Genomic DNA, 24724 nt, shown 5'->3' on the forward strand with positions numbered 1-24724 from the left:
CCGCAAAGGGGAGATTTCTAATAAAAACTATCTAGGTCGATAACGTTGTCATCGTATTCTTGTGTTATTTCCTTGGCTTTTAATTCTTCTTCTGCTTCACGGATGATTTCTTCGCGTTTTTCATTGGCGTCAATATTTAGCACAAAGCCGATAGCGACTGATAAAACTAGCAAACTATTTCCCCCTTGGGATAAGAATGGGAAGGTAACACCAGTTGACGGAATAAGCCCTGAAATTCCTCCGATGTTAACAAAAGTTTGCATGAGCATCATTCCGCCGATACCAAGAGCAATCATAGAGTTGAAAGGATTCTTAGCTTTAATGCCCACGTGCATAATACGTAAAATCAAAAAGAATAGCAATGCTAAAATGAGCCCCGCACCAATTAAGCCAAGTTCTTCAATGACAATTGAAAAGACAAAGTCTGTCGTTGCTTCGGGTAAGTAACCAGCTTTTTCAATCGAATTTCCCAAACCACGACCAAACCAGCCACCATTACTCATGGCATAATACGAATGTGCTAACTGGTGTCCTGAGTCCGTCAAATCATCAAATGGATTGAAAAAGGCACTGAAACGTTTGGCAACATAACCAAAGACTGGAACTTTTTCCATGGTTTTAACCCCGACAACCGCAATCAAACCTAAGAAAGCAGCTGACAAAGCTGTTACGGTAGCTAAAATGGCTGAAAACCAACGATAACCAACCCCGCTAACAGAATACATGATTAAGGCTGTCAAAACGATAATTGCCGCATTTCCAAGGTCAGGTTGGGCAGCGACCAGCAATATCATGACTAACGAATAAACACGCCAATCCTTCAAATCGCTCCATTTTCTAGGAAACCATTTCCGCTTGGTAAGTGCTTGGTAATCATAGGTTTCAATCAATTCTTGACGCCTTGCAAAGGTAAATGCCAAAAACCAAACAATGATAATTTTCAAATATTCAGCTGGTTGGAAACTGATCGGTCCAATGACAATCCAACCGTGAGCACCATTAACGGTTTTAGTGAAGAAACGCGCAATGAGCAACAAAATAATTTCGACCATCATTGTCATGGTCAGCGTTCGTGAATTTTTTAAAAAGTTTAATTTCAGTTTATAAATAAAAAGAATGGCAATCAGACTGACTATCCAAAAAAGCCCTTGGTTTAATACTGACGCAAACGGATTAAGACCATATTGGACAAGTGTCGCACTCGTTGTTGAATAGACAACAATCAGCCCAATAACAGACAGAATTAAATAAGGCACAAGGATAGAATAATTTAATAAATGCCTTTTATCAATTTTCATAGATTCCCCTACATACATTCGAGTTTATCATATGCCATTATATCATCTTTCGACCCTAAAAAAAAGTAAAAGTCTGAGAAGTTAATCTCAGACTTTCAGAATATTTTGATATCAGCCAGAATTACGCAATCCTGTGGCAATACCGTTGATAGTTGTGTGAATGAGTTTTTCGTAATCCTCATCCAATTCTTCATGACGTAAACGTTTAATCAACTCAATTTGAATGTAGTTCAAAACGTTGAAGTATGGCAAGCGGTAATCTAAGCTTGCTTGAAGCGAAGGGTTTTCTTCCAACAAATCTTCGTGTTTTTCAATTGCTAAAATAACATTTTTAGTCAATTGCCATTCGTCAAGGATAGTATTAAAGACATCGCGTACTTCTTCGCTTTCTGCCAATTGAGCATATTGGAAAGCAATGTTCATATTTGATTTAGACAAGACCATATCAACATTTGAAAGAAGTGAATGGAAGAATGGCCATTTTTCATACATATGTTGAAGTTTTGCCAAGTTTCCTTCTTCAGCGTCAATAAAGTTTTTGAATGCTGAACCAACACCATACCAACCTGGGAACATGATACGGCTTTGTGACCATGAGAATACCCAAGGGATTGCACGGAGACCTGAAATTTCTGTGATTGTTTTACGAGCAGCTGGACGTGAACCAATGTTCAAGCTTGATACTTCCTTGATTGGTGTTGCTTCAAAGAAGTAATCATAGAAATGTGGATTACCGAATACTAAATCACGATAAACACCATTTGAGTAAGTGACAATGCCGTCCATTGTTGCACGGAAATCATCAATTTCATCTGGATTTGTAATCATACGTGTCACGATACGATCGATAGTTGCTGAAACCAACATTTCAAGGTTGTAATAAGCAACGTCTTTATTGCCGTATTTATTTTCAATGATTTCACCTTGCTCAGTAAGACGAATACGATCTTTGATTGAACCGAATGGTTGTGATGTGATAGCTTCGTATGATGGACCACCACCACGACCAACAGTACCACCACGACCGTGAATGAATGTCACTTTAATACCACGTTCTGAACCAATACGAGTCAATTCATTTTGAGCTTTATAAAGTGTCCAAACAGATGATAAGTAACCACCATCTTTGTTACTGTCTGAGTAACCAAGCATGATTTCTTGGTAACCTTTGTTAGCTGAAACCCAGCGACGAACAATATCATAATCAAGATATTCTTCCATGATAGCACGTGAATTTTCAAGGTCCTCAATTGTTTCAAAGAGTGGCACAATTTGAACACGTGCTTTTTGGTTATCAAGAAGTCCGACTTCTTTAAGCATGATAGCCAACTCAAACATATCAGAAACACTTTCAGTATGTGAAATGATGTGTTGTTTGATGACTTCGTCACCTAATTTATCTTTAAGGTAACGAGCTGTTTGGAAGATTGCTAATTCTTTTTGAAGTTGTTCTGATTTTTCAGCATTTGTTGATGACAACGTACGTGGGTCTTCTTGCAATTCTTTGAGAAGAACTTTTACTTTTTCTTCTTCTGAAAGTGCGCTGTAATCCTCAACGATATTAGCTGATTTCAACAATTCTGCAACACAAGCTTCGTTAACGCTTGAATCTTGACGCATATCAATCGTTGCAAGATAGAATCCAAAGACATCAACTGCTTGAAGCAATTCGCTAAAATCACCTGTCAAGAGCGCATCATCACCATTGTCAAGCAATGATTGTTTGATGATAAGCAAATCATCTTTAAATTCTTTGGCTGTTTTATAGCTTGGAATTTCTTCTTGAAGTTCTGATGAAACTTTAGAGAATTTTGTTTGCAAGTATTTTGTAACGACACTAGCGTTGTTAGTGCTTGTGTAAACATCTGAACTGATGTTGTTGCTACTTTCCAAAACACGTTGAGAAATAGCTGGACCAGCTTTTAATTCAATTAAGGTTTGAATTAATTTTGATTGAATATAGTTAAATGCCTTACGATAAGGTTCATTTTCACGGTAGATAGATTTATCGCTTGACAATTCTGCTAATTTTTCAACTTCTGGACTAATATTAGTCAAGGTTGTTGAAAGTGAGAATGTGCGATAAAGACCTGTTAATTTTTCAATGTAGTAGTTAATGATGACTTCACTTTGAACCGTTGCTGACAAACGAAGTGTTTCAGCTGTTACGTATGGGTTACCGTCACGGTCACCACCAATCCACATTCCCATTGTGATAGGTTTTGGATTTTCTAGGTCGATGCCTTTTTCAGCTGCTAAGCGTTTGTACTCTGAAGTCAACTTGGTAATCGCCTGAATTAAGGATGTATTGTAATACTCCATAACGTTGGTAATTTCATTTTTTACCTTCAGTTTTTTCTCACGAATAATGTCCGTTTGCATGATGATTTCAATGTAACGGCGCAAATCAGTGTACCATTTGTCACGGTTCACAACACCCGCTCTGACATCGCGGTATTTACGTAAAAGGTCATGAATGTGATTTGTCAATTCGAGGACTGTCTTACGTTGAACTTGTGTAGGGTGAGCTGTTAATACAGGCACAACATTGACATTTTCAAGGATTTCTTTAGAGTTTTCGCTTTCTGAAACCATATCTACGGTTAAAGAGAGTTTACCAAGATAATCTTGATTGGTATTATTTTGGTAATTGATTTCATAAGCAAAATCAACGTCTTCTGAAATGTTGATTAAAAGTGGCAAAATTGAAAAATAACGAGACACTACAACCATTTCATCGTTGGTTAATTGAGCTACTAATTTTTCAAGTTTGACGTATTCATCACTTGCTGACAATTCAACAATGTTTTGAATTTTGGCAAACACCTCATCACCAACCATTTGATGAGTTGTCTCATCGAGCAAGTCTTTTAATACTTTGACTTCCTCGGTAATAATCGACTGGGTGCTATTGTTCTCCAGTTTTTTGATTGTCACACTCTTCACTCCTTTTTTGTTCGGATTTTAATCCTTTATTACAAGCGTACTACTCTATCATACCACTTTTTACGTCAAAAGTAACCCAATTTATGTCAAATTGTCCATTATTTTATAAATTTTCTGATATTTTAAACGATATTTATTTTGAGACAAAATATCTAAAAAACTAACAAAGCATGTTAACAAATAGGTTGTTAGCGTTTTTAGTTTTGAAAAAATATTGAAGGATTCTTTTTGAGAAAATGGGAAACTTTCTTTTTTGTTTAGGTGTTATTTTCTGATATACTGGTCCATGACAAAAGTTTTGCAAAGGAGTAATACTAGATGGAATTAAAAAAACGTTCGGAATTTCCTGAAAATGAATTGTGGGATTTGAGTGCCCTTTACCAAGACCGTGAGGATTTTTTGCGAAGTATCGAAAAAACGTTAGAAGATATTAATCTTTTTAAACGAAATTACGAGGAAAATTTGACGACTTTGGAAGATTTTACCAGAGCGCTTTATGAAATTGAACAAATTTATATCGAGATGAGCCATATCGATAATTATTCTTTCATGCCGCAAACCAGCGACTTTAGTAATGAAGAATTTGCTCAGATTGCACAAGCTGGTGCTGATTTTTTCACGAAAGCCAATGTAGCATTAAGCTTCTTTGATACTGCGCTAGCGACTGCCGACTTAGAAATCCTTGATACTTTAGAAGAAAATCCGCATTTTAGCGCAGCTATTCGCCAAGCGAAAATTCAAAAAAGTCATTTTATCTCCCCAGAAGTTGAAAAAGCGTTGACGAACCTTGGTGAAGTTTTTAAAGCGCCAGAAGATATCTACACCAAAATGCGTGCAGGTGACTTTGAAATGGAAGATTTTGAAGTTGATGGCAAGGTCTATCAAAACTCTTTTGTCACCTATGAAAATTTTTATCAAAATCATGAAAATGCTCAAGTCCGTGAAAAAGCCTTTCGTTCTTTTTCTGCAGGACTTCGTAAACATCAAAATGCCGCAGCAAGTGCTTATCTAGCACAAGTCAAATCAGAAAAAATCATTGCTGATATGCGAGGTTACGACTCTGTTTTTGATTACCTCTTAGCCGAACAAGAAGTTAACCGTGACATGTTTGACCGTCAAATTGACCTTATCATGACAGAATTTGCTCCTGTTGCGCAAAAATACCTCAAACACGTTGCTCAAGTTAATGGTCTTAAAAAAATGACTTTTGCAGACTGGAAGCTTGACTTGGATAGCGAGCTTAATCCAGAGGTTACGATTGATGATGCTTATGACTTGGTGATGAAATCCGTTGCCCCACTTGGTGACGAATATGCTCAAGAAGTCTCACGTTATCAAGAAGAACGTTGGGTTGACTTTGCTGCTAATGCCAATAAAGATTCTGGTGGCTACGCTACTGACCCTTACAAAGTTCATCCCTACGTTTTAATGAGTTGGACTGGTCGTATGTCTGATGTGTACACACTTATCCATGAAATTGGTCACTCTGGACAATTTATCTTCTCAGACAACAACCAAAGTTACTTTAATACCCATATGTCAACTTATTACGTCGAAGCCCCTTCTACTTTCAACGAACTTCTGCTCAGCGATTACCTCGAAAAACAATTTGACACTCCACGTCAGAAACGCTTTGCCCTCGCTCATCGTTTGACAGATACTTATTTCCATAATTTTATCACTCACTTACTTGAAGCTGCTTTTCAACGTCAGGTTTACAATCTCATTGAAGATGGAAAAACCTTCGGTGCTACACAACTTAACAAGATAATGAAAGATGTTCTTAGCCAATTTTGGGGTGATGCCATTGATATTGACGACGATGCTGCTTTAACTTGGATGCGCCAAAGTCATTATTATGCTGGGTTGTATAGCTACACTTACTCTGCAGGTATGGTTATTTCAACTTCTGGGTATCTTAATCTAAAAAATAACCCAAATGGTGCTAACGACTGGTTGAATTTCTTAAAATCAGGTGGTTCACGTACGCCGCTTAACACCGCTAAATTAATTGGTGCCGATATTTCCACCGCACAACCACTCCGTGATACCATTCAATTTTTAAGTGATACCGTTGATCAAATTATTGCTTATACAAAGGAGCTTAATCATGACTAATCTTTATGACTTTACTGTCAAAGCCCAAGACGGCTCTGATGTCCAATTGTCAAAATACCAAGGCAAAATCCTACTCATTGTCAATACGGCAACAGGTTGTGGCTTAACCCCACAATACGAAGGACTACAAAAACTTTATGACACTTACCATGACAAAGGATTTGAAATTTTAGATTTTCCTTGTAATCAATTTTTAAATCAAGCGCCAGGAAACGCCGACGAAATCAATACCTTTTGCACCTTGAATTACCAGACAACTTTTCCTCGCTTTGCGAAAATAAAAGTCAACGGTAAAGAAGCCGACCCACTCTATGATTGGCTAAAAAGTGAACAAAAGGGACCGCTTGGCAAACGTATTGAATGGAACTTTGCAAAATTTCTTATCGACCAAAATGGCAATGTCATCAAACGTTTTTCATCAAAAACAGAACCTGAAACAATTGTTACAGAAATTGAAAGCCTTATCAATGACAAATAGCTGTCAGACTATTTGCAGCGCCTTTACTAGCATTACTTCTTTTGTAACAGTCCATAGATAAAATATTAAAAAATATGACAAAATGGTTACAAAATGAGCATTGCTTTGATTTTTAAGCCTTTTTACGCTAAAATATGACTAATGAGAAGACGAATAAAACCCATTGTTGTTGTAGTTTTCTTTGCCCTCTGTGGGCTACTTCTCGTGATTGGTAAAGCTCACTCAGATAGCTTACAAAAGCAACAACTAGCTTCAGCTAAGGATTCTATTCCAACTGTGAGTAGCACGAGTACTACCACTACATCAACTTCTGAAACTGATGAAGATTTTGTTCTTAATCCGATTATTGATATCTCAGGTTGGCAACTTCCAAGCGAAATTGACTATGATACTTTATCTCAGAATATTTCTGGTGCTATCGTTCGTGTTTATGGAGGGTCACAAATCAGTAAAGATAGCAATGCCGCCTATACAACTGGTATTGATAAATCATTTAAGACACATATCAAAGAATTACAGAAACGAAATGTTCCTGTAGCCGTTTATAGCTACGCTCTCGGTACAACCGTCAAGGAGATGAAGGAGGAAGCAAAAACTTTCTATGAGAATGCTTCACCTTACAGTCCAACATTCTATTGGATTGATGTTGAAGAGGCGACTATGTCTGACATGAATAAAGGTGTACAGGCTTTCTTAAAAGAGCTCAAAAAACTCGGTGCGGAAAATGTCGGTATCTACATTGGAACTTATTTCATGGATGAACAAGAAATTTCCGTGGATGGTTTCGATGCAGTGTGGATTCCTGCTTATGGTTCTGACACTGGTTATTACGATGCTGCGCCACAAACTGATTTGGACTATGACCTCCATCAATACACCTCACAAGGTTACATCAATGGTTTTAGTTCACCACTTGACTTAAACCAAATTGCCGTCACAAAAGATACGAAAACAACGTACGAAAAACTTTTCGGTACAACAAGTACCTCAAGCAGTAGCACGTCAAGTTCAAGCAGTACAACAAGTAGTAGCAAATAAAAGCTAGGAAATACTATCCTAGCTTTTTTGCTAACTCAATTTTTATAAAAAAGTTCTGAAAAATCCTGTGATTTTTAATGTCAAAATCAACAATTTTAACCCTCAAATTAATATTAATTTAAGGGTTAAAACTTATAGTAAAACTATGCCAACAAGAAATTATTCACGTAGAAAACGACAACAAAAATCTCAAATAATAACAATAGCTGGGCTTGTCACGGCAGCAGTCGCACTTGTCCTAATTCTCGCTAAACTGATTTTTTCAGGAGTCACAACTTTAGCTTCAGACGGAAGTTTGGATTTATCAAATGCCAATTCTTATGACGTTTCCGAAACAGCTACGGTCTCTACTTCTGACGCTGTTATGTATACTAACGATGGTTCTAGCAGCAAAATTAGTGAAAATACTGCGATTACAATCAGTGCCTATTACTATGATGCGACGCTCGATGACGAAGATATCACCTTAGCTCAATTTAGCATGAACGGTGATACTTACTATATCGACACGAATGATATTTCGCTTGAGCAGGATAATACTATTAATGCTTATATCGTTGAAACACTTGGTTATTCGCACACTGATATTACCGATGACATTGAAAGTAGTTTTGAACAAGCCGCTTATAAGACAGATGACGGAAAACCTCTTGGGGTAATTATTCATGATACTGGCGTTGACAATTCAACGATTGAAAGCGAAGTGAATTATATGGTTCAAAGTTATGATGAAGAAGGTGTCTTTGTCCACTCTTTCATTGATAGTGATACCATTCTTCGCATTGCTGATGAAGATTACAAAGCTCAGGGTGCTGGTGCCAATGCCAATCCTTATTACATTCAATTTGAATTAACACATGAGGATTCTCAAAAAGGCTTCGCCGAGCAACTAGCAAACGCAGCTTATTATACTGCCTACATGCTCAAAAAATATGACCTTCCTGTAACACTTGGTCAAGAAGATGGCGAAGGAACCATTTGGACACATGAAATGGTCAGCCTTTACCTTGGTGGTACTGACCACGTTGATCCAACTGATTACTGGACAGAAACCGCTAATGATTATTTCGGTACGGACTATGACGTCGAAGATTTTGTCGAACTCGTCCAAGCTTATTATAATGCTCTCTAAAAGGTGCAAACTTGTACCTTTTTATTTTTTTAGTAAAATAGTAATTGACTAATAAATAGAAAGATTGAGAGGGAAAATGGCAAAAAAAGCAAAATTAAAAAAGACACTTGTTGACCAAATTCTGGACAAGGCAAAAATCGAACACGACAGTTTAGCAATCAATGCACTTGAGGGAGACTTACCAGATGACATTGAAAAATCTGATATTTTCAAAACCCTTGCTTTAACAGGTGACAAAACAGGTCCTCTAATCGGAATTGTTCAAATCACCGAACATCTTTCTGAGAAAAAATTAGCCAAAGTTTCTGGCAACAAAAAAGTCAGCATGATTCCACAAAAAAATCTTCAAAAAACGACTGGCTACATTCACGGAGCAAATAATCCTGTCGGTATTCATCAGAAACACAATTTTCCGATTTTCATTGACAACCGTGCTTTAGAAATGGGTACGATGATTGTTTCTGCTGGTGAAATTGGACGTTCTATCCGCATTGACAGTCAAACCTTGGCAGATTTTGTTGGTGCCAGCTTTGCTGACTTGATTGACGATTCACATTAATTTTTAGATTGGAAAGTAACTGATGAAATTTTATTTTGTACGTCATGGTAAAACACAATGGAACTTAGAAGGACGTTTCCAAGGAGCAAATGGTGACTCCCCACTCTTGGAGGAATCCGTCCATGATTTGGAAAAATTAGGTGATTATCTCCAAGATGTTAAATTTGATGCCGTTTTTTCAAGCGATTTAAAACGTGCCAGCGATACTTGCAAGATTATCATGTCACGCAGCCACTATCCAAAGCCAATCAGCTTTCAACCCTCGCTGCGTGAATGGCATCTTGGAAGATTGGAAGGCAGCAAAATTGCAACGATAACATCTATTTATCCTCAACAAATGCAAGCTTTTCGACATAATTTAGCTAAATTCGATAATGATGTATTTGACGCTGAATCTGTTTATCAAACCACTAAACGCGTTGAGTCATTCATTAAATCAATGAAAAATCAACCTTATCAGAATGTCTTGTTAGTTGGGCATGGTGCTAATTTTACCGCCTCTATCCGTACTTTATTAGGATATGAACCAGCCGTTCTCCGTGCCAAAGGCGGACTTGATAACGGTAGTGTGACGATTTTAGAGACCAAGGATTTTAAAACCTTCACTTGCCTAAAATGGAATGACACATCTTATAAACAAAAGAAATCTTAAAGACAAAAAAACCTCCTAAATAGCGTTTAGGAGGGTTCATTTATTAGTTATTTCTTGCGTATTTTAGGCGCAAAACTTTTTCTTGTTGTTTGTCCAAACGAAGCAGGATAACAACTTTATCAATACTCATGTTACTTTCAAGCAGACGTTCTGCTGCCATCATCAATCCGTTATTGATACCCATTTCAAGAATTGGATTTTTCTTGTCATTGACATCAAAGATGAATTTATTATCAGGAAGGTCAAAGAGAACTTTCACAGCTCCGAACAATTGTTCAAAGTTATCAATAGCAACATCATAAACTGGTTTGATACCAGGTTTCAAGCTACGACCACGGTGGTTAAACCACATTGAGTGCCAGCCACCATTGAAAGCACCGACAACGTCATTGTCATATGAATCACCAACGTAAAGTGTTGTTGCAGGGTTCATGTCAAATTGCTCAGCAGCAAGGTTGAAAATCTCTTTTTCTGGTTTTTGGAATCCAGTCGCTTGGCTGACAAGGACACGTTTTGGATCAACATAATCATAAAGACCAAGTTTTTTAACTTTTTTCAATTGGTGTTCCGTTGGTCCATTCGTGATAATTCCCATTGGAACGCCTTTTTCTTTAAGAAAATCAAGCGTCATGCGCATCTCATCAAGCATTGTGATATTTTCCAATTCTTCTTCATAGATTTCTTGAAAATGCACGCCAGTTGCTTCATCGATTTCACGGTAACCAAATTCTAACAAGGTTTCCTTGCAACGCCAAAAACGGAAATACTCAGTTGTCCACTCACCTGCCATTACACGCGGAAATCCAACATCTGAATAATGACGGAAACGAATATAAGCCTGATTGATTTTACTCATATCAAAATCAGGGAAACATTTCTCAACGGCAATGCGATAAGGTGCCTGTTGGTCATAAATCGTATCATCAACATCAAAAACAATTGAAGTAATCATGAATCTCTTTTCTCTCTAATAATTTTTACCGTCACATATTATACTATTTTTTAGCCTTCTTTTCAATCAAAGACAAGAAAACAAAGCTGATACAAAAGTGATTAATCTCTTTGTTTGTGTCGTTATATTTACAAAACATGGTGTTTTGGACTTTGACAATCTGAAAATAGCCCCGTTTCAAGTCAGCAACAAGAAAAAACTTGCTAAAAAATCGAATTTCTTTTGAAATTACCAATTTTTGTCTCACTCCCAAGCAAAGCACGCAAAAATAAGGTGTATTCTAGCCTCTTTTATGATACAATAGGAAAGAATACTTATTGGAGGAAAACATGTCAAACGAACACATTGAAGAATTAAACGACCAACAAATCGTGCGTCGTGAAAAAATGGCAGCTTTGGCTGAACAAGGCATCGATCCTTTCGGAACTCGATTTGAACGCACAGCTACTTCTGGTCAATTAAAAGAAAAATACGCTGACAAAACTAAAGAAGAATTGCATGAAATTAACAAGACAGCTACTATCGCTGGTCGCTTGATGACTAAGCGTGGTAAAGGTAAAGTTGGTTTTGCGCACATTCAAGACCGCGACGGTCAAATCCAAATCTATGTCCGCAAAGATGCTGTCGGTGATGAAAACTATCAAATTTTCAAAAAAGCAGACCTCGGTGACTTCCTCGGTATCGAAGGTGAAATCATGCGTACAGACATGGGTGAATTGACAATCAAAGCTACTCACCTTACTCACTTGTCTAAAGCGCTTCGTCCACTCCCAGAAAAATTCCACGGACTTACAGACGTTGAAACAAAATATCGTAAACGTTACCTTGACTTGATTTCAAACCGTGAAAGCTTTGAACGCTTTGTGACTCGTTCAAAAATCATCTCAGAAATCCGTCGTTACCTTGACGGACTTGGTTTCTTAGAAGTTGAAACACCAGTCCTTCACAACGAAGCTGGTGGTGCTGCTGCTCGCCCATTTATCACTCACCACAATGCACAAGATATGGACATGGTTCTTCGTATCGCAACTGAACTTCACTTGAAACGTCTTATCGTTGGTGGTATGGAAAGAGTGTACGAAATTGGACGTATCTTCCGTAACGAAGGTATGGATGCCACACACAATCCTGAATTCACATCTATCGAAGTTTATCAAGCCTATGCCGACTTCAAAGATATCATGGATTTGACAGAAGGCATTATCCAACACGCTTCAAAAGCTGTTAAAGGTGACGGTCCTATTTCATACCAAGGAACTGAAATTGCCATTGACAAACCATTTAAACGTGTTCACATGGTTGATGCCATTAAAGAAGTTACTGGCGTTGATTTTTGGAAAGAAATGACTCTCGAAGAAGCGCAAGCTATTGCCAAAGAGAAAAATGTACCAGTTGAAAAACACTTCACTTCAGTTGGTCACATCATCAACGCTTTCTTTGAAGAATTTGTCGAAGAAACATTGATTCAACCAACATTTGTTTATGGACACCCAGTTGAAGTTTCTCCTCTTGCTAAGAAAAACGCAGAAGATCCTCGCTTCACTGACCGCTTCGAACTCTTCATCATGACTAAAGAATACGGTAATGCCTTTACCGAACTTAACGATCCAATCGATCAATTGTCACGTTTTGAAGCCCAAGCAAAAGCTAAAGAACTTGGTGACGACGAAGCAACTGGAATTGACTACGACTACGTCGAAGCCCTTGAATACGGTATGCCACCAACAGGTGGACTTGGTATCGGTATCGACCGCCTAGTCATGCTCCTCACAGACACAACAACAATCCGCGACGTCTTGTTGTTCCCAACGATGAAGTAAATTAGATTATATAATCATTTAAAACCTTCCCTTGAATAATTCAAGGGATATTTTTTAGTTTAAAATAAAAGAAAACTGACAGCAGAAATTCTACTGTCAGTTACCTCCTAAGTATTTTGAACTATATGCTCTTCCCTCTTTAGACTGTAAAATACTGATGAAGTAATGCTTTAAATCTAATACAACATTTACATCTTCTTTATCTAGATAAAATACTCTTCCTGTTTGCGGTTCGCGTAATTTCTTATACAATTCGTTACCACTAGGCCATACCAATTTCCTTGCTTGTGGGACGAATATATTCTTACCCCCAATAGGCAATTGCATTCTTCCTTCACCTTGATTAACTCTTTTTGAAAATGACTTATTTATCAGCGTTATTGTAGCTAACCCTAAATTATTTTTCCCAATTATCACTATTATAAAGGGACGAATATCATACTCCGACTCCTTATCAGAATAGTAGCACATCTGTTTTGATAACTTATACTCATATTTACCGTTCGACAACCCAACTTTTTTCAACTTATTTACGGATAGGCTATCTCCATATAACGCTTGATTGTTGCTATCAAAGGAAATCTTACTATCATTCTCTGAGTAAATCAAGAACACATCAGGATCATCCCCAAAATTCCCATGAAATGACAAAGAATGAAAAACATAAAAACTATGTTTATACTTTGTAATGGCAGCTATTTCTAAAGACGATGAGACAGGTGATATAAATTCTAAATTTTCAATCCTTGATTTTCTAACAACATTCCAATCTCTAATCTTTTTCAATAAATCACTAACACTAAAACTCCCCGTAATATTTGAATGAGATATTCCTAAACTAATATTAATCATACTATTCCCCTCCTCACAGTAGATTTCCTTGTTTATTTTGTTCATTTAGTATATGCAATTCTGATTTTATTTAGTACTAAATAATGATAATGAGGTTTATATTGGAAAATAAGCTTAAAAAATCTTCTAATCTTAAATCACTATTCATTACATTTTAATATATTGAATAACCTCAACTTTATATTTAGAAATATATACATGGAAAAACTTTTACATTTTTAAATAGCTCATTTAATATAGAAAATAAAGCTACATAAACCACTCGTTATTCTGTATCCTCACAATTACGAAAAACATGGCTAAACACTCTAACAATCATTTCCAAAATTTAGTATTCTAAATTCCTAATCGATTATTCAAATCACCATCAAAATGTATATTAAATGATAGCTCTCTTAAATGGCAGAAGGAGCTAATACTATAATGATTATCACCAATGTGAAAATTATCAATTTATGTACCAATAAAAAATGTGCTTTTTACCACATACATACTTTGTGAAGTGCTCCCAGTATTATTATAGTACAACAACGCATCTAAAAGCAGGTTTAAAACTTTTTATTTGTCCTTTTCCTTATTTTAAAAAATAAAGTTTTACTTCCTAACTCTATTATCTTATTTCTAAAAAATTTTCATTATTTATTTACATTATGTCAATTAATATTTTAAAACTTAAAATATTAATCGACTAGAATTCCCTATTTCATAAGGTTTTCAACAAATAAAATGAGAAAATATTCACTCTCTAAGCAAATTAGATAAATTCTTCTGCTTGTGTTAAAATACCTATAAATTTACTGGGGGTTCACACTATGGCAAAATATACGCGTGAAAAAATCATCGATGCTTTCTTTGCATTGGCTTCAGAAAATCCAGAGAAATCAAATTTTACAATTTCCGAGATTGCTTCAAAAGCTGGCATTTCAAGACAGGCCATTTATCAAAAACATTTTAAAAATTTCAATGAAATTATATTGTATGTCCATAATCTCATCGATAAAGAGATTTGCCAAGTATTTAATAATTATAATCCCTCCAGTAATATCAACCCTTTAGATTACATAGCTGAAAATGTTTTACCAGCAATTTGGAAGGAGAGACAGTGGATAAGGTGTCTCTATACTACAAATATCGATCCTAATTTTGAAGATTTTATTGTATCTACTTACACTAAATGGGGTGCTTCAAATATTGTCCCAAAAGAAGGACAATTCAATCTCTCAAATGAAGAAGTGGTTCAACTCGTTACATCACTCACTGTAGTTGTTATTAAAAATTGGATTACTCAAGATAATCCTTCTCCACCTAAGCAATTTAAAGGAGAATTTCTGAGGCTTATCAGAACACCTATTTATGAATATATCAATCATACAGCTGTTACCGTCTCTGATTAAATACCTAAAATGTCCCTAGCATAAAGTTAGATATGATTTTTCACTCCACCACCAACTCACTGATATCTTCAATTACTTTGGCGTTCATGGTATTGAGGGTTTCGATTTCTGATTGGTTGTATGGGAATGTGTTAAGCAGGATACCGTCGATGCCTGCTGCTTGTGCGATTACCATGTCGCTCGTAAAATCATTGCCAACCATAACGGTTTCTTCTGGATTAAGTTGATTGTCGTTCAAGACCAGATTCATGAATTCAACTTGTGGTTTTTTCATTTTGTAATCAGACGAGATGTAAATCTTATCAAGAAATTCTCTGCAGCCTGTCACTTCAATTTCAGCTTGGGTGAAAGCTCGCTGGGCATTTGACAATAAAATAACTGTTGCTCCTACTTCTTTGAGTGTTTTCAAAGTCGCTAAGGTATTTTCGTAAGCTTGCAATTTCTTGCGTGACAACATTCTAAAAGTTTGGGCAATTAGATTTCCCCATGTTTCAAGGTCTAGAATAATGCTATCTGTGGCGTGTTTGTGCGGTGCTTCTAACAGCAATTCAATAAAAACAACCACCAAATCAACCTCAACATGTTCTAACTGAGAACGTTTGCGTAATTGATTTTCTTGACGTTTAATATGGTTATCATAATTTGCTTTAAGCTCCGCAGCAGAATAATCAGCGCCATAAGCAGCATAAAGCGCAGCCATCCGCTTCCAAAGCTTCTCGTCATCTTCGTCTGTCCAAATATCTACAAGTGTTCCATAAAAGTCAAAAATGTAATTCTTATATTGTAAATCTGCCATTTTTCCTCGCCTTTTTAATGATTATGATTACGTTTCCAAATTTCATTATAAAGAAAAATATGTGATTTGACTAGCCTTAGAATGTCAAAGAAAGCTACTTTATGCTACAATGTGGGTAAGTATTATATTCAAAAGGAATTGCTATGTCAAAAAATATTGTCTATTTCATTTCTGCTATCATCTTTTTAGCTTATGGCTTGTTAGAGCATAAAGCAATCTTTATCATTCTGGGAATTGTTTTTGGAGTGATTGGGATAGCAGATTATCTCAACCATAAAGGAAAATGAAATCGCTGAAAAAGCGATTTTTTCTTGACATTCTGCTTAGCTTTGGATAAAATTTAGTTAACCTAAATATAATTATAAGTTAACTAAAATAACTAAGGAGATTTTATGTCTAGAAATAAGCTTTTAACGCTCATCCTCCCAGCATTTGGTGCTGCTTTGATTGCAATACTTTCACAGATTGTAATTCCTATCGGAACGGTTCCGTTTACACTTCAAACACTTGCTGTTGGGCTTATCGCTTCAATTTTCCGTCCACGTGAAGCTACACTCAGTGTGGCGCTTTATCTGCTACTTGGCGCTATTGGGCTTCCTGTTTTCGCAGGCGGTAGCGGCGGCATTGCAGCATTATCAGGTCCAACATCTGGTTTTCTCTGGGGCTTTCTTTTCTACGCTGTCTTAACTTCTTACCTAACCAATACGGAAAGCTCTTTGGTTAAGATTTTTGTTAGCAATCTACTCGGTAATTGTTTAGCTTTTATTTGCGGAGTGATTGGCTTACATTTTTTAGCAAATATGAGCTGGCAAGCTGCTTTCTTAGCTGGCGTTGTACCTTTTATCATTCCTGAAATTGGAAAACTTCTAGCTATTACAGCTATCAGTAAACCTTTATTTATCTCTCTGAAAAATACTGCCTATTTTGCATAAAAAAGGGAGTGAGACAAATAAAGTCTCCAGTGGAGACTTTATTCATGAGCCTAAAAATTAAAAAGCGAATCAGTAGTTTCGTAGAAACTTGATTTCTCAGCAAGTCTTAATTTCTTGTTGCTGACCTAAAACGGTCTATCCCCAGACCGTTTTTGACACTTACTTTGTAAGTTTTATTTCCCGATTATAAAGGTTCCCCGAACCTTTATAACTCACCCCCGCATGGCTCGAAAGATTTGGGGAATCTTTCGAGGTGGAAAATAGAGTCAAGTGAAGCTTGACATCAAAAAGGTTTGGGGAACCTTTTGAGGTTGGAAATGAAGTCAAGCGCAGCTTGATGTCAAAAGGGTTGTAAAAGCTGATTTATCAGCGCATTAGAATCCACTCAGCAGTGATTGATTGGCACTAAAGTGCCTAATCAATTGTGCATGGGAAACTCTAAGTTGACTAAAGTCAACAGAGTTTCTCCAAACCACTGCGCCTTGTAAATAATAACCATATAAATAAAGAAGCTGAGTACTTTTGTCTCAGCCTCTTTTATCTCTAACTTAGCCGCGGAAAGCGTCCAAGATGATTTTAAATTCATCATTTGTGAGTGTCACACCTTTGCCCATTTTGCTGTGGTCTGGGCTCCATGAACGGATATCAAATTTTGGCTCTGCTCCGTTAAAACTGACACGGTTCAATTCTTTTGTCCAACCTTTATCGCTCTCAGATAGGGTAAGTAAGTGTTCAACAATTTCAAATTTAAATTCTGACATAATAAATCTTCCTCCTAATATATATATTCGTAAAAAAACTTTCTAAACTTTTGATTATTTATTTTTTTCTTCAAAAGGTGTATAATCATTTTATCAATTTTTTAGGTAAATGACTATGAAAAATCTTATCAAACGTTTAAAAAGGCAAGCACAGGCGTATATTGACTTTCGTGCTCAACCAGCCGCAGATATTAATCTGAAAACTCACAAAATCATCACAACCATCAAAGAAGCGCAAGAAAAGCAATTAGCGCTCCATGCTATTTACAAAGACGGCAGTTTTACAGGTGATTTGGTCAAATACGACCCCAAAAATGACAAATTAATCCTCAAAAACTTCCAAAAGAATATCTCAACAATCATCGCTATCAGCGATATCAATCGTTTGACATTGGTACCACCAACTGTCCGTAAATCTCAAGAACTAGACAAAAAATGAACGACCCTACGCCATTACGTTTAAGAGTCGTTCATTTTTTAATAATTATTACTGATTATGCTCTAACAGTTTTGCTAGAACCGTCGCTTTTATAAAGGTTCACAAGTCCTTCTTTACGAGCACGAATCATATCTCCTGCTTGAACCGCTTGAGGGACAGTGATTGTCAATAATTCCATTGGATTTGGAGCACGATCAATTTTATTGCCATCAGCATCATGCAAATCTTTGATGTAAGTTTCAAAATGACGGAATCCTGGTCCGTAGAATTCGACGGCATCTCCTTCGAGAATAACGTTACGTTGACGGATTGTTGCTGTCATTGTTTCTTCGTCAAAGGCAACAACTTCACCGACAAATTTATATTGTGGTATTTTACGACGAGCACCAAAGAGTTGCTCGTTTTCTGTTGGTGTTTGGTAGTAGAAGCCAGTTGCCAATTCACGTTGGGCAACTTTCCAAAGCTCATCAAGTAATTCACCTTTGATAGCTTCGAATTTTGCTGGGCTTTCTAGGTAAGCATCGACAGCTGCACGGTAGCAGTTTGTGACTGTTGATACGTAATGAATTGATTTCATACGACCTTCAATCTTAAAGCTATCAACACCATTTTCAATCAAATCAGGCAAGTGTTCAATCATACACATATCAACTGATGACATTGAAAAGGGCTCTGGAATTTCACCTTCAAGACTTTTACGTTCTTGACCGAATGGCATATCGTAAAGGTCATATTTCCAGCGGCAAGATTGTGAACAACCGCCACGGTTAGCATCACGGTGGCTCATGTGATTAGAAAGGACACAACGTCCTGAATAACCGATACACATTGCGCCGTGAACGAAGGCTTCAATTTCAAGTGAGGTGTGTTTGCGAATTTCTTCAATTTCAGCAATGCCGACTTCACGCGCCAAAACGACACGAGACACACCAATTTCTTCCCAGAAAGCAAAGGCTTCATAGTTGGTTGTCGAAGCTTGTGTTGACACATGGACTTCTAAACCTGGTGCTTCTGTTAAACAAATTACCATAAGTGCTGGGTCAGATACGATAACGGCATCCAAGCCCATATCACGAAGTTCACGGAACCACTCTCCTGCACCAGTTTCGTTTCCTTCGTGGGTAACCATATTTGCTGCGACATGGACCTTAGCGCCATGCGCATGGGCATAATTAATCCCTTCTTGCAATTCTTCCATCGTGAAGTTACCAGCACGGCTACGAAGACCGTAAGCTTGTCCACCGACAAAGACTGCATCAGCTCCATAATCAACAGCGACTTTTAATTTCTCAAGAGTACCAGCAGGTGCTAAAACCTCTGGACGTTTTAAAGTTTTTTCTGACATTATTATATTCCTATTTCCAAGATAGTAAAATTTAAAGATAAATATCTTTACAACAATTTCAGTTAATTAGCTAACTTGTCATGCCCTGAAATAGTAACTCAATCATGACAAGAGTTCATTTTTGGGTAGTTTTACTTCACTTCCTCTGGATCAAATTCATAGAATCCAGTTCCAAGTGTGCGACCTTTTGGATGTAATTTACGAATTTCTTCATCCAATAAGAAAGCTTGGTCTTGTGTAAATTCAGCTGCTTCAATCAATTCTTTAGCTTTGACAAAGCATTTAACAATCTCAACAAAATCATGCCCTGGACAATAAATACCGTCCAATTTCCAATGAGTGAAATTATGGTCAGTTAACTCTGTCAATTTTGGCATCATATCAAGATCATCAGTATCAAAAATATGTGTGCCATGTTTATCCTCAAAAATTGAGTAATGAGAGTCTTTATTGCTTGGTTCAGCAAGGAAAAGACCACGCTCACGTGTTTTTTCATCATCATTATGCGTAAAATTGTAATAATTTTGCAATAATGGACGTTTTGAATGATGAATGACAGTAGCTCCGTAAACAAGCACTTCAGCTGGGTAGCGAAGATTTTCTGACATTTTGAACAATTCGACCGACGGGATTTCACGAGCAAGAACGACTTCACTAGCGCCATGGTCTCCCCAGAAATTCACTTGACGACTTGATGTTACAAAAACAGAAACATCATAAATCATCTTGAAATCGTAGCCTTCATTTTTATTGATGTGAAAAACACCTGCATCTCCTGCTACTAGATAATCGGCTTTAATATCTTTCAAAAAATCAAGATATGGGCGAACCGCATTAATCATATCTTGGTGCAACAAAGCATTGCAAGCGATACTTAGTTCTTTTCCAGCATCATGAACTAGCTTAGCGATTTCAGAAAGTTCATCATAAGTAAAATTATGAGGCAAACGTAAACCATAGTTTTCCTCACCCACATAAATACGATCAACACCTGCATCTAAAAGCTCTTTGACCTGCTCAATAGATTCAGCTGTCGCAGTAATAATTATTTTTTCCATAACGTTTTAATTATACCACTCCTATAACAATTAGTCACAGATATCCTCTAAAATCTTATTGTTATAGCTTTCTAAAAAGTTTTAGTGACATCTCAAAATGAGAAAAACTTTATGAGAGGAGAGGCTCAAAAAGAAATCCTCATTTTGAAACAAAAAAGAGGAACAACTATTTTAAACATATTTTTTAACATCAGTCAAGGGATTTTTTAAAAAAAGGTGACAAATTTGTTAATTTATGGTATGATATCTAAGTATCAGAGGAGAGAGGATTATGCCAACACCATTAAAGCAACACAAAGAGCTTGAAGAACGGCATTATCAAGAAGATAATGCACCAAAATTTCAAGAATTTCAAGAAATTGACCACAGAAATGCTAAATTAAAAGAGTTAATGTTTTTTGCTCGTATTGCATTATTTGGAATTTCGACTGTCGTCATTTCATTCTTTTTGCTGGTCTTGAATCTAGCTCCAATCTGGGCTTTCTTATTTGCCTCTCTTATTAGCCTAGCTATTACGTCAGCTGTTTCAAGTATTATTTGGTCTTTAAGACATTGAAATGAACTACTACAACTCCACTTTGGGGTTGTTTTTATATTTTCCATATTAGAAAAGCGGTCATGTGTTCAACTGACCGCTTTTTAGATTGTGAGAATGATTTTTGATATTTTTCTTAGCTTTCCTATTTTCAGACTCGAACATAAAAAGGTCCACTGGCACCTTCTCGCTTTCCTGTTTTCAGGCTCGAACATAAAAAGGTCCACTGGCACCTTCTCGCTTTCCTGTTTTCGGGCTCGAACATAAAAAGGTCCACTGGCACCTTCTCGCTTTCCTGTTTTCGGGCTCGAACATAAAAAGGTCCACTGGACCTTTTTATTATTCTTCATCAGCTTCTTCGGTAGTAGTCTCAGGCTTTTCAGTTGCTGGGGCTTCTTCGTCTTGTGTGTAGTCAATGATAATGTCATCGACTTCTGCTTTTGTTTCTTCTTTAGCTTCTTCTGCTTCGTTAACCGCTTCAGATACTTTAGAAGTGAATTCTGAGACTTTTTCAGAAGCAAAATCGGCTGCGGCTTTACCTTTTTCTTTTACTGTATCCAAAAATTCATCGGTTGTTAATTCACCAGATTCAAATTTTTGGCGGTAGTCGTTGAAGGTATCAACAGCTAAATCTGTGTATTCTGTTGCTTTATCTTTTGCTTTTTGATGATATTCAGCAGGATTTTCTTTATAAGCCTCGTAAGCTTTAGCGGCTTTCTTTTGGAATTTCTTACCTTTTTCGGTAGATAGGAAATAAGCTGCGGCTGCACCAGAGGCAACACCAATAATCACGTTTTTCAATAGTTTACTCATGCTTCTTCTCCTTTTTTACGAAATAATTTTGAGGCAACTTTACCAACAGCAAATGCTGCACCAGCTTTGCTAACATTTGATGAGGCTTGAGTAGCTTTTTGAGTGATGTTACGAGCTTGTGTATTCAAGTCCGAAACAGTCTCAGACAACTCTGCAACTGCCACAAAAAGTGGATCAATTGTCGACACCTTGCCATTAACATCCTCAACTAAAACATTAGCTTTAGCCAAGATTTCATTGGTCTGATGAAGAGTGACGTTAACATCACTGGTCAACACTTTTATGGTCTGCTTTGTTTCATCAATTGTCTCATTTACAACATCAACTGTTTTATATAGTTTAACACCAAGTGGTATAAAAACGCCAACCAAAACAGCAAAAGCAATGGCAATAATTAATAGTGCTACTTCAAACATTTTTTCTCCCATCTACCTATTTTTATTCCTGATAATACGGAACATCTTTCTGTTTTCTTCTCCAGATAACCAAGACCACACCAATCAAAACGAGTAGAGCAGAAAGCCATTGCGATACTCGAATTCCGAGTAACATTAGACTATCTGTCCGCATTCCTTCGATGACAAAACGCCCACAACCATACCAAATGAGGTAAAAGAAGGCAATTTCACCTTGTTTGAAGAAACGTGGTCGGTGTCTTAGGCTCATGACAATCACAAATCCTAATAAATTCCACAATGATTCATATAAAAATGTCGGAACACGATACGAACCATCAATATACATCTGGTTCTTGATAAAATCTGGTAGGTAATTCAGATTATCTACTATTTTACCATAAGCTTCTTGATTTATGAAATTTCCCCATCGTCCAATAGCTTGCGCAATCATGACACCAGGTGCTGCAATGTCCAAAAAATCGAGTGGATTGATTGCTCGGTAATAAGAAAAAACAAACAATACGATTGCTCCTGTAATCAAGCCACCGTAAATAGCAAGGCCACCGTTCCAAATGGCAACTATTTCGCTCAATGGCTGATTAGCATAATAAGACCAATCAAAAATGACATAATAAACACGAGCACCAATAATCGCAAGTGGGAATGCAATTAAAATAAAATCTAAAATATCATCAGGAATTATCTTCCGACGCGGTGCTTCTTTCATCGCTAAATAAACAGCAAGAAGTAACCCTGAAACAATGAAAATCGCATACCAACGAATACTAATAGGACCTAACTGGATAGCAACTGGATCAATCATTAGTCCTCCTCGTTTTGGCTAATAAGCTGAGTGAGGCGGTCCTCAAATGTCTTAGTTGCATCAAATCCCATTTGTTTAGCACGGTAGTTCATGGCTGCTGCTTCAATAACGACTGACACGTTACGTCCTGTTTTTACTGGGATACGCACGCGCGGAATTTTTACACCAGATAACTCGATTTCTTCGTTACTATTTCCTAAGCGGTCAAAGATTTTATCTGATTCAAAATTCTCTAAGTAAATTGCCAATTGAACTTGTGATGAATCTTTAACAGCGCTAGCACCGTACAAGCTCATCACGTCAATGATACCAACACCTCGAATTTCAAGCAAATGACGGAGAATTTCTGCGGGTTCACCCCAAAGTGTTTCCTCGTCTTTGGCAAATACATCGACACGGTCATCAGCCACCAAGCGGTGACCACGTTTGACTAATTCAAGACCAGTTTCACTTTTACCAATTCCTGAATCACCTTGAATTAAAACTCCCATACCGTAAATATCCATGAGAACACCATGAACGCTAGTGCGTTCGGCAAGGCAAGAATCCAGATACCATGACATTTCACCAGATAAACGACTTGTTGGCACATGACTTTGCAAGACAGCAATGCCTTTTTCTTTAGCAGCTGCCAACATTTCATCTGGAATGGCTAGATTACGCGCCACAATAATGGCAGGTGTCTCTGGCTTAATCATTTCTGTCAAAACTTGATGACGATTATGTGATGACATTTTGGTAAGATAAGACCACTCTTTCATCCCTAGCAATTGCAGGCGTTCCGGCGAATAATAATCAAAATAACCTGTCATCTCAAGCCCAGGTCGTGAAATATCTGACGTTGTAATTTCTTTAGCTAATAAGTCATCATCACCGTAGATAACATCTAGCTTGACCTTGTCCACCAACATTTTTACAGTAACCGACATTTGATGTACCATGAACCATTTACCAATCACCTCGTGACTGTGTAAATAAATTGAAAATTTTAGAAAATAAGCTTGACTAAACCACAAGCTATTTTCAGTTTATCATCAATTTTTGTTCAATCCTTTTCCTCTTTTTTTCATTATTATATCACATTAACCTGCAAAAGTAAGCGCTCACGCAGACTTATTCAAAAATATTGTCAATTTCCTGCTAATAAAAAGCTACCAAATCAAAAGCCCAGAACAATCATGCTCTGAGCTTTTCCTGTTTTGAAAGACCTTTATAAGTTCCTGTTATCCCTATAAGTGTCAAGTTTTTGCTACATTGAAGTTGAACTGTCAGTTTTTACCAAAACCAACCGTCGTTGTCGTCATCTTCGTCAACGACTTCAGCATCCTTACGTCGGCGTGGTCCCGTTCCATAATGGTCGCGAGTGATATCTTCTTTGTAAGGAAGAAAAATTGCTAAAAGAATATAAATGACAATGCCAAAGCCATAAAAATACATCAGCAATGCTGTCAGGACACGCGTCAAAGGCAAGTCCCAACCAAACTTATCAGCAATTCCGGCACAGACACCACAAACCAGTTTATTTTTTCGCTGTTTATAAAGAGCTGATTTCATTTTAGTCCCTTCCTTCTTTTTATCTCACTAT

At 37.0% G+C, this 24724-nt stretch carries 25 protein-coding genes; 12 read left to right on the forward strand and 13 right to left on the reverse strand.

The genetic code is table 11. From position 1 onward, the window contains the following. Positions 1-17: 17 nt before the first annotated feature. Together ftsW and ppc are read right to left on the reverse strand one after the other, a co-directional pair. The gene (ftsW, locus tag BTR42_RS08855) at positions 18-1298 is read right to left on the reverse strand and encodes a cell division peptidoglycan polymerase FtsW (protein ID WP_012962220.1); all 1281 of its coding nucleotides are present in this window, start codon (positions 1296-1298) and stop codon (positions 18-20) included. 111 nt (positions 1299-1409) lie between these two features. Further along, the gene (gene ppc / locus BTR42_RS08860; protein WP_013643289.1) at positions 1410-4235 is read right to left on the reverse strand and encodes a phosphoenolpyruvate carboxylase; all 2826 of its coding nucleotides are present in this window, start codon (positions 4233-4235) and stop codon (positions 1410-1412) included. Positions 4236-4562: 327 nt separating this feature from the next. On the opposite strand from ppc, the gene pepF reads away from it, so the two are divergent. The 6 genes from pepF (at position 4563) to BTR42_RS08890 (ending at position 10221) form a co-directional block, all read left to right on the forward strand. Next, positions 4563-6362, forward strand: a complete 1800-nt coding sequence (pepF, locus tag BTR42_RS08865) for an oligoendopeptidase F (protein WP_077497376.1) — start codon at positions 4563-4565, stop codon at positions 6360-6362. Then, positions 6355-6840: a glutathione peroxidase gene (locus BTR42_RS08870; protein WP_012962222.1), complete on the forward strand. Its 486-nt coding sequence runs from the start codon at positions 6355-6357 to the stop codon at positions 6838-6840. The genes pepF and BTR42_RS08870 overlap by 8 nt, the downstream gene beginning before the upstream one ends. A 141-nt stretch (positions 6841-6981) precedes the next feature. Further along, positions 6982-7878 carry a glycoside hydrolase family 25 protein gene (locus BTR42_RS08875; protein ID WP_074657864.1) on the forward strand — a complete coding sequence of 299 codons (897 nt, stop codon included), beginning with the start codon at positions 6982-6984 and terminating at the stop codon, positions 7876-7878. A 145-nt stretch (positions 7879-8023) separates the two neighbouring features. Next, the gene (locus BTR42_RS08880; protein WP_077497378.1) at positions 8024-9010 is read left to right on the forward strand and encodes a peptidoglycan recognition protein family protein; all 987 of its coding nucleotides are present in this window, start codon (positions 8024-8026) and stop codon (positions 9008-9010) included. Between the two features lie 76 nt (positions 9011-9086). Next, positions 9087-9569: an aminoacyl-tRNA deacylase gene (locus BTR42_RS08885; RefSeq protein WP_009854612.1), complete on the forward strand. Its 483-nt coding sequence runs from the start codon at positions 9087-9089 to the stop codon at positions 9567-9569. Positions 9570-9591: 22 nt separating this feature from the next. After that, a complete protein-coding gene (locus BTR42_RS08890; RefSeq protein ID WP_009854613.1) occupies positions 9592-10221 on the forward strand; it encodes a histidine phosphatase family protein in 630 nt (209 codons plus the stop codon). 43 nt (positions 10222-10264) lie between these two features. Here BTR42_RS08890 and BTR42_RS08895 read toward each other — a convergent pair whose 3' ends face one another. Further along, positions 10265-11173 carry an HAD family hydrolase gene (locus BTR42_RS08895; protein ID WP_009854614.1) on the reverse strand — a complete coding sequence of 303 codons (909 nt, stop codon included), beginning with the start codon at positions 11171-11173 and terminating at the stop codon, positions 10265-10267. Between the two features lie 329 nt (positions 11174-11502). On the opposite strand from BTR42_RS08895, the gene lysS reads away from it, so the two are divergent. Then, positions 11503-12993: a lysine--tRNA ligase gene (lysS, locus tag BTR42_RS08905; RefSeq protein ID WP_061458263.1), complete on the forward strand. Its 1491-nt coding sequence runs from the start codon at positions 11503-11505 to the stop codon at positions 12991-12993. 96 nt (positions 12994-13089) lie between these two features. On the opposite strand, the gene BTR42_RS08910 is transcribed toward lysS, so the two are convergent. Next, positions 13090-13845: a hypothetical protein gene (locus tag BTR42_RS08910; RefSeq protein ID WP_077497380.1), complete on the reverse strand. Its 756-nt coding sequence runs from the start codon at positions 13843-13845 to the stop codon at positions 13090-13092. A gap of 812 nt (positions 13846-14657) precedes the next feature. Here BTR42_RS08910 and BTR42_RS08915 point away from each other — a divergent pair. After that, on the forward strand, positions 14658-15239 hold the full coding sequence (locus BTR42_RS08915) for a TetR/AcrR family transcriptional regulator (RefSeq protein ID WP_009854616.1): 582 nt from the start codon (positions 14658-14660) through the stop codon (positions 15237-15239). A gap of 40 nt (positions 15240-15279) precedes the next feature. Here BTR42_RS08915 and BTR42_RS08920 read toward each other — a convergent pair whose 3' ends face one another. Then, a complete protein-coding gene (locus BTR42_RS08920) occupies positions 15280-16035 on the reverse strand; it encodes an HAD family hydrolase (RefSeq protein ID WP_074657882.1) in 756 nt (251 codons plus the stop codon). A 143-nt stretch (positions 16036-16178) separates the two neighbouring features. Between BTR42_RS08920 and BTR42_RS12690 the strand changes: the two genes are divergently transcribed. Further along, positions 16179-16322: a hypothetical protein gene (locus BTR42_RS12690; protein ID WP_039694434.1), complete on the forward strand. Its 144-nt coding sequence runs from the start codon at positions 16179-16181 to the stop codon at positions 16320-16322. 105 nt (positions 16323-16427) lie between these two features. Beyond that, entirely contained in the window at positions 16428-16967 is a 540-nt protein-coding gene (locus tag BTR42_RS08925; protein WP_074657883.1) for a biotin transporter BioY, read from the forward strand. Positions 16968-17515: 548 nt separating this feature from the next. Here BTR42_RS08925 and BTR42_RS08930 read toward each other — a convergent pair. Continuing rightward, positions 17516-17728, reverse strand: coding sequence for a YdbC family protein (locus BTR42_RS08930; protein ID WP_003065722.1), 213 nt, complete (start codon positions 17726-17728; stop codon positions 17516-17518). A 115-nt stretch (positions 17729-17843) separates the two neighbouring features. On the opposite strand from BTR42_RS08930, the gene BTR42_RS08935 reads away from it, so the two are divergent. Continuing rightward, the gene (locus tag BTR42_RS08935; protein ID WP_012962226.1) at positions 17844-18167 is read left to right on the forward strand and encodes a hypothetical protein; all 324 of its coding nucleotides are present in this window, start codon (positions 17844-17846) and stop codon (positions 18165-18167) included. A 55-nt stretch (positions 18168-18222) separates the two neighbouring features. Here BTR42_RS08935 and BTR42_RS08940 read toward each other — a convergent pair whose 3' ends face one another. Further along, a complete protein-coding gene (locus BTR42_RS08940; RefSeq protein ID WP_009854622.1) occupies positions 18223-19512 on the reverse strand; it encodes a peptidase U32 family protein in 1290 nt (429 codons plus the stop codon). Between the two features lie 131 nt (positions 19513-19643). After that, complete coding sequence (locus BTR42_RS08945) at positions 19644-20570, reverse strand: peptidase U32 family protein (protein ID WP_077497382.1); 927 nt, start codon at positions 20568-20570, stop codon at positions 19644-19646. Between the two features lie 271 nt (positions 20571-20841). On the opposite strand from BTR42_RS08945, the gene BTR42_RS08950 reads away from it, so the two are divergent. Further along, entirely contained in the window at positions 20842-21126 is a 285-nt protein-coding gene (locus BTR42_RS08950) for a DUF3270 domain-containing protein (protein ID WP_009854624.1), read from the forward strand. A gap of 318 nt (positions 21127-21444) precedes the next feature. Here BTR42_RS08950 and BTR42_RS08960 read toward each other — a convergent pair whose 3' ends face one another. The 5 genes from BTR42_RS08960 to BTR42_RS08980 all read right to left on the reverse strand — a co-directional run bounded on the left by BTR42_RS08960 (position 21445) and on the right by BTR42_RS08980 (position 24693). Beyond that, positions 21445-21918, reverse strand: a complete 474-nt coding sequence (locus BTR42_RS08960) for a YtxH domain-containing protein (RefSeq protein WP_009854626.1) — start codon at positions 21916-21918, stop codon at positions 21445-21447. Next, the gene (locus BTR42_RS08965) at positions 21915-22334 is read right to left on the reverse strand and encodes a DUF948 domain-containing protein (protein WP_013643294.1); all 420 of its coding nucleotides are present in this window, start codon (positions 22332-22334) and stop codon (positions 21915-21917) included. The genes BTR42_RS08960 and BTR42_RS08965 overlap by 4 nt, the downstream gene beginning before the upstream one ends. A gap of 22 nt (positions 22335-22356) precedes the next feature. After that, positions 22357-23139, reverse strand: coding sequence for a prolipoprotein diacylglyceryl transferase (lgt, locus tag BTR42_RS08970; protein ID WP_009854628.1), 783 nt, complete (start codon positions 23137-23139; stop codon positions 22357-22359). Then, positions 23139-24068: an HPr(Ser) kinase/phosphatase gene (gene hprK / locus BTR42_RS08975; RefSeq protein WP_074627839.1), complete on the reverse strand. Its 930-nt coding sequence runs from the start codon at positions 24066-24068 to the stop codon at positions 23139-23141. The genes lgt and hprK overlap by 1 nt, the downstream gene beginning before the upstream one ends. 346 nt (positions 24069-24414) lie before the next feature. Next, positions 24415-24693 (reverse strand): PspC domain-containing protein, encoded by a 279-nt coding sequence (locus BTR42_RS08980; RefSeq protein ID WP_003065742.1) that lies wholly within the window; start codon positions 24691-24693, stop codon positions 24415-24417. Positions 24694-24724 lie beyond the last annotated feature (31 nt).

The organism is Streptococcus gallolyticus subsp. gallolyticus DSM 16831 (genome assembly GCF_002000985.1).
Classification (GTDB): Bacteria; Bacillota; Bacilli; order Lactobacillales; family Streptococcaceae; genus Streptococcus; species Streptococcus gallolyticus.

Excerpts from the sequence above, each read along its gene's own strand:
- ftsW (WP_012962220.1), bottom strand. The coding sequence starts at position 1,298 with ATGAAAATTGATAAAAGGCATTTATTAAATTATTCTATCCTTGTGCCT.
- pepF (WP_077497376.1), top strand. The coding sequence starts at position 4,563 with ATGGAATTAAAAAAACGTTCGGAATTTCCTGAAAATGAATTGTGGGAT.
- BTR42_RS08870 (WP_012962222.1), top strand. The coding sequence starts at position 6,355 with ATGACTAATCTTTATGACTTTACTGTCAAAGCCCAAGACGGCTCTGAT.
- BTR42_RS08875 (WP_074657864.1), top strand. The coding sequence starts at position 6,982 with ATGAGAAGACGAATAAAACCCATTGTTGTTGTAGTTTTCTTTGCCCTC.
- BTR42_RS08880 (WP_077497378.1), top strand. The coding sequence starts at position 8,024 with ATGCCAACAAGAAATTATTCACGTAGAAAACGACAACAAAAATCTCAA.
- BTR42_RS08885 (WP_009854612.1), top strand. The coding sequence starts at position 9,087 with ATGGCAAAAAAAGCAAAATTAAAAAAGACACTTGTTGACCAAATTCTG.
- BTR42_RS08890 (WP_009854613.1), top strand. The coding sequence starts at position 9,592 with ATGAAATTTTATTTTGTACGTCATGGTAAAACACAATGGAACTTAGAA.
- BTR42_RS08895 (WP_009854614.1), bottom strand. The coding sequence starts at position 11,173 with ATGATTACTTCAATTGTTTTTGATGTTGATGATACGATTTATGACCAA.
- lysS (WP_061458263.1), top strand. The coding sequence starts at position 11,503 with ATGTCAAACGAACACATTGAAGAATTAAACGACCAACAAATCGTGCGT.
- BTR42_RS08910 (WP_077497380.1), bottom strand. The coding sequence starts at position 13,845 with ATGATTAATATTAGTTTAGGAATATCTCATTCAAATATTACGGGGAGT.
- BTR42_RS08915 (WP_009854616.1), top strand. The coding sequence starts at position 14,658 with ATGGCAAAATATACGCGTGAAAAAATCATCGATGCTTTCTTTGCATTG.
- BTR42_RS08920 (WP_074657882.1), bottom strand. The coding sequence starts at position 16,035 with ATGGCAGATTTACAATATAAGAATTACATTTTTGACTTTTATGGAACA.
- BTR42_RS12690 (WP_039694434.1), top strand. The coding sequence starts at position 16,179 with ATGTCAAAAAATATTGTCTATTTCATTTCTGCTATCATCTTTTTAGCT.
- BTR42_RS08925 (WP_074657883.1), top strand. The coding sequence starts at position 16,428 with ATGTCTAGAAATAAGCTTTTAACGCTCATCCTCCCAGCATTTGGTGCT.
- BTR42_RS08930 (WP_003065722.1), bottom strand. The coding sequence starts at position 17,728 with ATGTCAGAATTTAAATTTGAAATTGTTGAACACTTACTTACCCTATCT.
- BTR42_RS08935 (WP_012962226.1), top strand. The coding sequence starts at position 17,844 with ATGAAAAATCTTATCAAACGTTTAAAAAGGCAAGCACAGGCGTATATT.
- BTR42_RS08940 (WP_009854622.1), bottom strand. The coding sequence starts at position 19,512 with ATGTCAGAAAAAACTTTAAAACGTCCAGAGGTTTTAGCACCTGCTGGT.
- BTR42_RS08945 (WP_077497382.1), bottom strand. The coding sequence starts at position 20,570 with ATGGAAAAAATAATTATTACTGCGACAGCTGAATCTATTGAGCAGGTC.
- BTR42_RS08950 (WP_009854624.1), top strand. The coding sequence starts at position 20,842 with ATGCCAACACCATTAAAGCAACACAAAGAGCTTGAAGAACGGCATTAT.
- BTR42_RS08960 (WP_009854626.1), bottom strand. The coding sequence starts at position 21,918 with ATGAGTAAACTATTGAAAAACGTGATTATTGGTGTTGCCTCTGGTGCA.
- BTR42_RS08965 (WP_013643294.1), bottom strand. The coding sequence starts at position 22,334 with ATGTTTGAAGTAGCACTATTAATTATTGCCATTGCTTTTGCTGTTTTG.
- lgt (WP_009854628.1), bottom strand. The coding sequence starts at position 23,139 with ATGATTGATCCAGTTGCTATCCAGTTAGGTCCTATTAGTATTCGTTGG.
- hprK (WP_074627839.1), bottom strand. The coding sequence starts at position 24,068 with ATGTCGGTTACTGTAAAAATGTTGGTGGACAAGGTCAAGCTAGATGTT.
- BTR42_RS08980 (WP_003065742.1), bottom strand. The coding sequence starts at position 24,693 with ATGAAATCAGCTCTTTATAAACAGCGAAAAAATAAACTGGTTTGTGGT.